Genomic DNA, 8,902 nt, shown 5'->3' on the forward strand with positions numbered 1-8,902 from the left:
AGAGTCATCCGGATGTCGACCGCGAACCCCGCCACCGCGACCGCGCCGTCCGTCGCGCTTCCACCGCCGCCCCTGCCTGCCGCCGATACGCGCTGGGCGCTGTTCCTCGACGTCGATGGCACCTTGCTGGATTTCGTCGACGACCCGCTGGCGGTACGTGCCGACGCCCCCCTGCGGGAGCTGCTGCACGCGCTGCACCGCGCGCTCGATGGGGCCATGGCGCTGGTCAGCGGGCGTGGCCTGGCTGACCTGGACCGCATCTTCGGCGCCTCGCACTGGGCAGCCACCGGCCTGCATGGTCTGCAGTTGCGCCGCGCCGATGGCAGCGTTCGCGAGATCACCACCGACCCCGCGCGGCAGGCGCAGTTGTGCCGCGCGGCGCAGGCGCTGGCCGCCCGTTTCGAGGGCGTGACGTGGGAGGACAAATACAACGGCATCGCCCTGCATTGCCGCCGCGCGCCCGCGCAGTTCGCGCCGCTGCATGCGGCGGCCATCGCCCTGCTGCCGCAGCTGCCCGGCTACGAACTGCAGCCGGGCAACCTGGTGCTGGAGTTCAAGCCGGAGGGCATGGACAAGGGCAAGGCGCTGCTGGAGCTGCTGGACAGCGAACCGTTCCGCGGCCGCCTGCCGATCTACCTGGGCGACGACCTCACCGACGAGCACGCTTTTGCCAGCATCAATCAAGGTCACGGCATCAGCGTGCGTGTAGGTGACCGCGAGCCCACCCATGCCCGTTTCACATTGTCTGGCCCCGCTGCCACGCAAGCTTGGCTGGATCGCGTCCTGGACGCTCTGATGCAAGGAACCCCCGCCCATGCCCCAATCCCCGGAGGCCACACTGCCCGCCAGCCTTGAGCTTGGCGTGATCGGCAACGGCAGCGTTGCCGCACTGATCGACAGCCATGCGCGCGTCGTATGGTGCTGCCTGCCGCGCTTCGACGACGACGCCAGCTTCTGCGCGCTGCTGTCGCCCATCACCGAGGGCGGCGACTGGTCGATCGAGCTGGAGGATTTCGACCACGCCGAGCAGTACTACCTGCAGAACACGGCCGTGCTGGTCACCCGCCTTTTCAGCCGCCACGGCGACGCCGTGGAAATCATCGATTTCGCCCCGCGCCATCGCTCCAACGGCCGCTTCTACCATCCGGTGATGCTGGCGCGCCGGGTCAGCCCGATCAGCGGCTCGCCGCGCATCCGCGTGCGCCTGCGCCCCTTGTGCGACTACGGCGCGCGCGCCGCGCCCACCACCTCGGGCAGCAACCACATCCGCTACCTGCTCAGCAGCGTGGTGCAGCGCCTGACCAGCGACGTGGCCACGCCGCTGATCGAGCGCGGGCTGGCGTTCGGTCTGGATCGCCCGGCCCATTTCATCTTCGGCCCCGACGAAACCCTCAGCGAAAGCCCGACGGTGTTTTTCCACCTGATGCTGGAACGCACGCTGGAATACTGGCGCGAGTGGGTGCGTTACCTTTCGGTGCCGTACGAATGGCAGGACGCGGTGATCCGCGCGGCGATTACGCTCAAGCTGTGCCAGTACGAGGCCACCGGCGCCATCGTGGCGGCGCTGACCACATCCATCCCCGAATCGGCCGGCACCGCGCGCAACTGGGATTACCGCTACTGCTGGCTGCGCGACGCGGCGTTCACCGTGCGCGCGCTGAACCGGCTGGGCGCCACCCGCACGATGGAGGAATACATCCGCTACGTGTTCAACCTGATCGCGGCGCAACCGGACCCGGAAACCGGGGACGCGGAGATCGGGCCGGTGTTCGGCATCACCTTCGAGCGCGAGCTGACCGAGCGGCAGGTGCTCAGCCTGGCCGGCTATCGCGGCATGGGCCCGGTGCGCGTGGGCAATGACGCCTGGCGCCAGCGGCAGAACGACGTCTACGGTTCGGTGGTGCTGGCGTCGGCGCAGTTGTTCTTCGACCGCCGGCTGGAACATCGCGGCGACAAGCTCACCTTCCAGCGGCTGGAACGCATGGGCGCGCTGGCGCTGCGCACCGCCGAGCAGCCGGACGCCGGGCTGTGGGAGTTCCGCGGCCGCGCCGCGGTGCACACCTATTCGGCGGCGATGTGCTGGGCCGCCTGCGACCGGCTGGCGCACATCGCCACCGAACTGGGCCTGGACGACCGCGCGCGCTACTGGCACGAGGAGGCGGTGCAATTGCATGCGCGCATCGAGGCGCGCGCGTGGAACGGGGAGCTGGGGCATTTCGTGGATGCCTATGACGGCGAGCACCTGGATGCCAGCCTGCTGCTGTTGGCCGACATCGGCTTCGTCGAGCCGATGGACCCGCGTTTCATCGCCACCGTGGACGCGATCGGCGCGGCGCTGGGGCGCGGCGAATACCTGTTCCGCTATATCGCCCCGGACGATTTCGGCGCGCCGGAAACCAGCTTCAACATCTGCACGTTCTGGTACATCGAGGCACTCGCCGCCACCGGCCGCAAGGATCGGGCGCGCGCGATGTTCGAGCACATGCTGAAGAAGCGCACCGCGCTGGGGCTGCTGTCCGAGGATCTGGCCCCCGACAGCGGCGAGCACTGGGGCAATTATCCGCAGACCTATTCGCTGGTGGGGTTGATCCAGGCCGCCATGCGCTTGTCGCGCCGCTGGGAGGACGCCTTGTGATGGCCAACCGCAACGCCAAGGGGCGCCTCGTCGTTGTCTCCAACCGGGTGGCCTTGCCGCGACAAACCGCGACCGGCGGCCTGGCCTCCGCCCTGCAGGCGGCGCTGCACGAACTGGGCGGCCTGTGGTTCGGATGGAGTGGCAAGCTGGCCGCGGAAACCGGTGCCGAGGTGCATCGCCTGCACGACGCCAAGGTGGATTACGCCACCATCGACCTCTCGCGCGCCGACCACGACGACTTCTACACCGGCTTCGCCAACGGCACGCTGTGGCCGATGCTGCATTACCGGCCCGACCTGGTGGACTACCAGCGCAGCCATCTGGAAGGCTATCTGCGCGTCAACGAGATCTTCGCCCAGCACCTGTGCCAGCTGATCACGCCCGAGGACGTGCTGTGGGTACACGACTATCACCTGATTCCGCTGGCCGCGATGCTGCGCCAGCGCGGCGTCAGAAACCGCATCGGCTTCTTCCTGCATACGCCGTTGCCGGCCGCCGGCCTGCTGATCGCGCTGCCCAACCACCGCGAGCTGCTGGAAACCCTGGCCAGCTACGACCTCATCGGCGTGCACACCACCCGCGACCTGCGCGCGCTGGAGGACTACTTCCTGCATGAAGCGGGCGCCTCCATGCGCCTGGGCGGACGCATGCGCTCGGCCGGCGGGCGGGTATTCCGCGCCGCGGCATTCCCCATCAGCATCGACACCGCGGGTATCGCCAGGACGGCCAGCGACGCCGGCGCGCACAAGGAAATCAACCAGCTGCGCACCAGCCTGGACGGGCGCGCGCTGATCATCGGCGTCGACCGGCTGGATTATTCCAAGGGCTTGCCGCAGCGCTTCGAGGCCTTCGCGCGGTTGCTGGAACGCGCGCCGGAGCTGCACCGCCAGGTCACCTTCATGCAGATCGCGCCGCCCTCGCGCGGCAGCGTGCTGGAATACCGGCAGATCCGCCGCGAACTGGAGCGCAGCGCCGGCCACATCAACGGCAAGTACGCGACCCCCGACTGGGCACCGCTGCGCTACATCAACAAATCGTTTCCCCACCGTCTGCTGGCCGGCTACTACCGCAGCGCGCGCGTTGGCCTGGTGACGCCGCTGCGCGATGGCATGAACCTGGTGGCCAAGGAATACGTGGCATCGCAGAATCCCGACGACCCGGGAGTATTGATCCTCTCGCGCTTCGCCGGCGCGGCGCAGGAACTTCCCACCGCCTTGCTGGTGAACCCGGCCGACACCGAGGAAGTGGCCGACGCACTGCAGCGCGCGCTCAACATGCCGCTGCCCGAACGGCGCGATCGCTGGCGGGCGATGATGAAGGTGCTGGAGCACAACGACATCACGTTCTGGCGCAAAGCCTTCCTCAGCGCACTGACCGAGAAAGCGCCGGTGGCGCAACGTCGGGTCGCCGAGACGCTGGGCTGAGCGTCAGCCGCGCCGGGACGGTTCCATCCAGATCAGGCTGGCGAAACGACCGCTGCCGGCGGCGTCCCGGCGGTACGAATAAAAACGGGGGTCGGCAAAGGTGTCGAAGCCACCGCCGCTGACCTGTCGCACGCCAGCCGCCTGCAGACGCTGGCGCGCCAGCCCGGCCAGGTCGCACAGCCAGTGGCCGGGACGCGTCGGCGCGAAGCACGCCGAGGCGGCGGCGTCGTGCGCCACGAAAGCCGTGCGCACCTCATCGCCCACCTCGTACGACGCCGCGCCGATGCACGGCCCCAACCAGGCCAGCACGTCGCCGCGCGGCGACGCCATCTGTTCCAGCGTCGCCTCCAGCACACCGCCGGCCAACCCGCGCCAACCCGCATGCGCGGCGGCAATCTCGCGCCCATCCACGGCGCAGAACAGCACGGGCAGGCAATCGGCCGTGAGGATGGACAACACCGTGCCCGGCACCCGCGACACCGCCGCATCGGCCACCGGCTCGTCGACGCTGGGCAACGGCCCCAGCTCGGCCACCTCGCTGCCGTGCACCTGCCGCAACCAGCGCGGCGCCGCAGGCAACGCCAGCGCCTGCTGCAGGGCACTGCGATTGGCAGCCACCGCCTCGGCCACGTCGCCATTGCGCAAGCCAAGGTTGAAACGCTCGAACGGCGCCACGGACACACCCGGGCCGTGCCGCGTGGTGACAGCCGCATGCACCCGCGGCGGCGCCGGCCAGTCGGGGAAAATCCAGGATTCGGTCATGGCGGCATGGTCCACGAACAATCAAACATCGCCAGCCCCCGCCGCATGACGTTGCTCTGACCCTTGTGCCCCGGCCTCGGGACGTCCAGCCTTCCGCCGCCGCACCCAGGTAACGAGGCATCCCAGCGCGAAGACCGCCAACAGATAAGTCAACGGCCGAAACGGCACGCTGTAGCGCGACAGTGGCAGTGCCGCCAAATGCACCAGCACGAAATAGGCATGGATGAAGGCCGCCGCCCGCATGCCCATGACGGCTGGCGCGGACAGCCACCGGGTTGCCGCCGGCACAAACGCAAGCAGGGTCCCGACAAGCCCCAGCAGCATCAGCAGCGGGTGGAGGCCCACCATCACCGACATCAGGACGATCAAGCCATGATTGGAGAGCCACGGCGAGCGATGCACGGGATATTCGAACAGATTTTTCCAGCCGCTCTGCTCCGTCCAGGCAAACAGCGCCATCGGCTTGCCCACCACATACCAGCGGAGCATTTGCCAGGGATGAGCGCGAAACTTGCCCGCGAGATCGACCAGCGCGGCGCGCACGCTGGACTCGGCTTGCGCCGCCGCCGGATCACCACGGTAGGGATAACCAAAGGTCGCAGGATCGCCTCCGCGCATCATGTCCGGATAGCTGCCCTGATGAATCGTCACCGCCATCGCATGCGACTGCTTTTGGTGCGAAACCTGCGTATTCCGCACCCACCATGGCGTCATCACGGCAACGAAACCGAGCAGGAATATCGACGTCATCATCCACTGGCGCCGCCACGCCGGCACGGCGAGGGCCAGACCGAACACGACCCAAGCCAGTTGGTCCAGCGTGGGCCGAAGCAGGCAGGCCACGCCCAGACAGAGGCCCGCAACTGCCATCAGCGCGGCCCGTCGCCTCGGTGATGGCGCCATCAGCCCGCATGCCGCCGCCATCACGAAACCGGTGAGCCCGAGGGAAAACGGCGTTTCTGTAAGCAGGTACGGCACGTAGACCACCAGATGTGGACTCAGCGCCGTAAGCACCGCCACCGGGATCGCCCACAACCAGCCAAGCAACCGCGCCGCCAGCAGGCCGATGAGCCACACCACGAGCGCGCCCAGCCATGCCTGCGCCACCACCACGTGATGGATGAAGCCACCCAGGTCGCCAGGATCGAAAAATGGTGCCAGGAACAAGGGGTAACCGGGCGGGCGTTTGGCGTCCGGCAACAGCTGTCCATTGAACTGGCCCACCAGCACTCGGGGGTCGGACGAATACACACCATGCAAGGTGAGATTGGCCGCATAACTGACGTAGTCGCGGGCATCATTGCGGATGGGAACGTCAACCTGCGTGCCCACCGCGGTCCACCAGCGCAACGCCAAACCCAGCAGGACGATGGCGAAAAGCGCGGGCAGGAACCAGCGTGGTCGCGGCATCGCGACTCTCCCGATATCAGTTGTCGTCAAGGCTGCATACTCGGATGTCCTGCCACGCGCACCCGCGGTGGCGTGGGCCAGTTGGGAAAAGTCCGGGATCGGTCATTTTCTCGGGAATCGGGAATCGGGAATCGGGAATCGGGAATCGAAGAGCGTCGCGCGCTTGGGTTTTCTTCCCCCGCCTCAGTAGTGGTCCGAGCCATGTTCGGCCAGATCCGCCCGCAACGCCTCGATCAGCAACTGCAGGTCCTCCGGCCGTTCGGCACTGAAGGACATTGTTTCGCCGGTGGCCGGATGCACGAAAGAGAGCTTTTCGGCGTGCAGCGCCTGGCGCCGAAAGCCGCGCAGCGTGGCAGCCAGTTCCGCCGAGGCGCCCTTGGGCAGTTTCAGCCCGCCGCCGTAGAGCGGATCGCCGACCAGCGGGTGCTGGATGTGCGCCAGATGCACGCGGATCTGGTGCGTGCGCCCGGTTTCCAGCTGGCACTGCACCAGGCTGTGGGCGCGGAAGCGTTCGCGCAGGCGGTAGTGGGTGACGGCGCGCTTGCCGTCTTCCTCGTCGCGCACCGCCTGGCGCAGGCGATCGCCCATGCTGCGGCCGATGGGTTCGTCGACCGTGCCGCCGGCCACCATCGTGCCCAGCACCACGGCCTCGTACTGGCGCTCCACCTCGTGCCGCGACAACAGGTCGACCAGCGCGGTGTACGTGGGCAGCGTGCGCGCCACCACCATCAGGCCGGAGGTGTCCTTGTCCAGCCGGTGCACGATGCCCGCGCGGGGCAGTTCGGCCAGTTTCGGGTCGTGGAACAGCAGCGCGTTGAGCAGGGTACCCGCCGGATTGCCCGCACCGGGGTGCACCACCAGGCCGGCCGGCTTGTTCAGCACCAGCAGGTGGTCGTCCTCGTGCACGATGTCCAGCGCGATGTCTTCCGGCGCGCTGGTAACCTCGTTCTCCAGCTCCGCCTGCAGCACCACCTGCTCGCCACCACGCAGCAACTGGCGCGGCGGCACGGTGGCGCCGTCGAGCGTCACTGCGCCGGACTTGATCCAGCCGCTGAGCCGCGAGCGCGAATAATCGGGGAACATCTCGGCCAAAGCCTGGTCGAACCTGCGTCCTGCGGCGGTCAATGGCACCGCCGCTTCCTGCCTGATGGTGGTCACGCCGGGCTCCGCGAGGCCGGGCCGGTTTCCGCTATCATGCCTTTTCGATCAAACATCTGAATTCTTTCCCATGCGCGTAATGAAGTTGCTGAAGTTCGACTTGCCTGTCCTGAAGGGGCTCGTCGTGATCGCCGTGGTCGTGTCGCTGAGCGCCTGCTCGATATTCAAGAACAAGCACGACTCGCTCGACACGATGCCGGTGGACGCGCTGTACAACAAGGCGCACGTCTCGCTGGAGAAATCCGATTACGCCGCCGCCGGCAAGGCTTTCCAGCGCCTGATCGCACGCTTCCCCTCGGGTGAGTACAACGAGCAGGCGCAGCTGGAACTGGCCTACGCGCAGTACAAGGCCAACCGGCCCGACGACGCGCTTTCGACGGTCAACCGGTTCATCAAGACGTATCCGACCAACAAGCACGTCGATTATGCCTATTACCTGCGCGGCCTGATCAATTTCGACCGCACCGGTGGCGCGATCGAACGCCTGCTCAAGCGCAGCGACCAGCAGTCGCGGCGCGACCAAGCTTACAACCTGCAGGCGTTCGACGATTTCTCCGAGCTGGCGCGCCGCTTCCCGGACAGCGCCTACACCGCCGATGCGCGCCAGCGGATGATCTACCTGCGCAACGTGCTGGCCCAGTACGAGATCAACGTGGCCGAGTTCTACCTGCGCAACAAGGCTTACGTGGCGTCGGCCGATCGCGCCCAGTACGTGATCGAGCATTACCAGCAGGCGCCGCAGACCGGTGACGCGCTGGCCATCCTGGCCCGCAGCTATCTGGCGATGGACCAGAAGGAGCAGAGCGACAAGGTGCGCAAGGTGCTGGCGCTGAATTATCCCGATCATCCCTATCTGGACGACCCGAAGTGGCCGCATCCGCCGTCCACCTTGCGCAAGATGGTGCCGTTTTCGGGGCATCACTGAGCCAGGGGGGTTCGGGTGAAGGAAAAAAACCGGCGTTGAGCCGGTTTTTTTGTGTTGGGGGATGGGTTATCGGATGGTTGCGGAGTGGTTTTCGGCGGCGAAAGCCGGTCAGACATTTGGCTTCAGGAAGTTGGTTTTTTTGGGGTTCTTGGCGAGCACCGGCCCCTCTCCCCAACCCTCTCCCCGCGGGGGAGAGGGAGCGATCGCGGTGAGCAGGATCGCTCCATGGGCATGGTCGCGGTTGTCAGCGATGAGGCGAATGGATTGCGGAGTGCTTTATCACTTCCATCCGGAAGTGATGGGGTACCTCCGCTCTCGTCCGAACGCGCGCGTAGTCACCCGCGGTCCCGGCGCGGACTGGCGGCGCTTGAACTCGTTGGCCAGTACCAGGCGCACCACGCGATGCACGGTGTCGGCATCGAAACCCTGCGCCACGATCTCCGCCTGTGATTGCTCGCGTTCGATGAAGCGGCTGAGGATGCCATCCAGTTCGTCGTACGCAGGCAGCGAATCCTGATCGGTCTGGTTGTCGCGCAGTTCGGCCGAGGGCGGGCGGTTGATGACTTCTTCCGGGATTGGGGATTCGGG

Annotated in this window: 7 protein-coding genes and 1 pseudogene; 4 read left to right on the plus strand and 4 right to left on the minus strand. The window is 67.0% G+C overall.

Annotation, left to right across the window (positions count from 1 at the left end; all coding sequences use genetic code 11):
- Positions 1–12: 12 nt before the first annotated feature.
- The 3 genes from otsB to otsA are packed head-to-tail and all read left to right on the plus strand — an operon-like array spanning position 13 to position 4,059.
- Complete coding sequence (otsB, locus tag UU9_RS02700; protein WP_007080179.1) at positions 13–855, plus strand: trehalose-phosphatase; 843 nt, start codon at positions 13–15, stop codon at positions 853–855.
- On the plus strand, positions 815–2,635 hold the full coding sequence (locus tag UU9_RS02705; protein ID WP_007080180.1) for a glycoside hydrolase family 15 protein: 1,821 nt from the start codon (positions 815–817) through the stop codon (positions 2,633–2,635). The genes otsB and UU9_RS02705 overlap by 41 nt, the downstream gene beginning before the upstream one ends.
- On the plus strand, positions 2,635–4,059 hold the full coding sequence (otsA, locus tag UU9_RS02710; RefSeq protein WP_007080181.1) for an alpha,alpha-trehalose-phosphate synthase (UDP-forming): 1,425 nt from the start codon (positions 2,635–2,637) through the stop codon (positions 4,057–4,059). The genes UU9_RS02705 and otsA overlap by 1 nt, the downstream gene beginning before the upstream one ends.
- 3 nt (positions 4,060–4,062) lie before the next feature.
- On the opposite strand, the gene pgeF is transcribed toward otsA, so the two are convergent.
- The 3 genes from pgeF to rluD all read right to left on the minus strand — a co-directional run bounded on the left by pgeF (position 4,063) and on the right by rluD (position 7,389).
- Entirely contained in the window at positions 4,063–4,821 is a 759-nt protein-coding gene (pgeF, locus tag UU9_RS02715) for a peptidoglycan editing factor PgeF (protein WP_040670092.1), read from the minus strand.
- A 21-nt stretch (positions 4,822–4,842) separates the two neighbouring features.
- Entirely contained in the window at positions 4,843–6,231 is a 1,389-nt protein-coding gene (locus UU9_RS02720; RefSeq protein WP_007080183.1) for a hypothetical protein, read from the minus strand.
- A gap of 183 nt (positions 6,232–6,414) precedes the next feature.
- Positions 6,415–7,389, minus strand: a complete 975-nt coding sequence (rluD, locus tag UU9_RS02725) for a 23S rRNA pseudouridine(1911/1915/1917) synthase RluD (RefSeq protein ID WP_007080184.1) — start codon at positions 7,387–7,389, stop codon at positions 6,415–6,417.
- Between the two features lie 70 nt (positions 7,390–7,459).
- On the opposite strand from rluD, the gene UU9_RS02730 reads away from it, so the two are divergent.
- Entirely contained in the window at positions 7,460–8,314 is an 855-nt protein-coding gene (locus UU9_RS02730) for an outer membrane protein assembly factor BamD (RefSeq protein WP_040670073.1), read from the plus strand.
- A 279-nt stretch (positions 8,315–8,593) separates the two neighbouring features.
- Here UU9_RS02730 and UU9_RS02735 read toward each other — a convergent pair.
- Positions 8,594–8,902: pseudogene (locus UU9_RS02735) on the minus strand (NAD+ synthase); the annotation flags it as partial.

This window comes from Rhodanobacter fulvus Jip2 (assembly GCF_000264315.1).
GTDB lineage: Bacteria > Pseudomonadota > Gammaproteobacteria > Xanthomonadales > Rhodanobacteraceae > Rhodanobacter > Rhodanobacter fulvus.

What these genes read in the sequence shown, in the direction of transcription:
- UU9_RS02705 (WP_007080180.1), top strand. Translation starts at nt 815, where the DNA reads ATGCCCCAATCCCCGGAGGCCACACTGCCCGCCAGCCTTGAGCTTGGC.
- UU9_RS02720 (WP_007080183.1), bottom strand. Translation starts at nt 6,231, where the DNA reads ATGCCGCGACCACGCTGGTTCCTGCCCGCGCTTTTCGCCATCGTCCTG.
- pgeF (WP_040670092.1), bottom strand. Translation starts at nt 4,821, where the DNA reads ATGACCGAATCCTGGATTTTCCCCGACTGGCCGGCGCCGCCGCGGGTG.
- UU9_RS02730 (WP_040670073.1), top strand. Translation starts at nt 7,460, where the DNA reads ATGCGCGTAATGAAGTTGCTGAAGTTCGACTTGCCTGTCCTGAAGGGG.
- otsA (WP_007080181.1), top strand. Translation starts at nt 2,635, where the DNA reads ATGGCCAACCGCAACGCCAAGGGGCGCCTCGTCGTTGTCTCCAACCGG.
- otsB (WP_007080179.1), top strand. Translation starts at nt 13, where the DNA reads ATGTCGACCGCGAACCCCGCCACCGCGACCGCGCCGTCCGTCGCGCTT.